Origin of the sequence: Microlunatus speluncae (assembly GCF_009299835.1) — a bacterium.
GTDB lineage: Bacteria > Actinomycetota > Actinomycetes > Propionibacteriales > Propionibacteriaceae > Microlunatus > Microlunatus speluncae.
This window is the reverse complement of record NZ_VKCZ01000016.1, coordinates 1-612: the sequence shown is the minus strand read 5'-3', so window position 1 is coordinate 612 and position 612 is coordinate 1. Positions and strand designations below refer to the sequence as shown.

The window sequence follows — 612 nt, the reverse complement described above, 5'->3', positions numbered from 1 at the left end:
TCAGGCGGGGTTGATCAATCCCGGGGTCTGCGCCTTGGCGGCGGCGTAGCGCTTCTGGGCGTCGGCCCAGTTGACGACGTTCCACCAGGCCTTGACGTAGTCGGCCTTGACGTTCTTGTACTGCAGGTAGAAGGCGTGTTCCCACATGTCGAGGAGCACGATCGGGATCTGCGCCAGGGGCAGGTTGCCCTGCTGGTCGAACAGTTGGACGATGTTGAGCCGCTGGCCGAGGGCGTCGAAGGCGAGGATGGACCAGCCGGAGCCCTGGATGGCGTTGGCGTTGGCCTCGAATTGGGCGCGGAAGGCGTCGAAGGAGCCGAAGCTTTCGTCGATGGCGGCGCCGAGGTCGCCGTCGGGCTTGTCGCCGCCGTCGGGGGAGAGGTTGGGCCAGAAGACGGAGTGGTTGATGTGGCCGCCGAGGTGGAAGGCGAGGTCCTTCTCGAGGCGGTTGATGTTCGCGTAGGAGCTGCTGGCGCGGGCTTCGTCGAGTTGTTCCAGGGCGGTGTTGACGCCCTTGACGTAGGTGGCGTGGTGCTTGTCGTGGTGCAGTTCCATGATCGCGCCGGAGATGTGCGGTTCCAGGGCGGCGAAGTCGTACGGAAGATCAGGAAG

General features: G+C 65.0%; 1 protein-coding gene. It reads right to left on the bottom strand.

What is annotated here, in order from left to right; all coding sequences use genetic code 11:
• On the bottom strand, positions 1-612 hold a 612-nt coding region (locus FNH24_RS21390), incomplete at its 5' end, for a superoxide dismutase (RefSeq protein WP_152364281.1).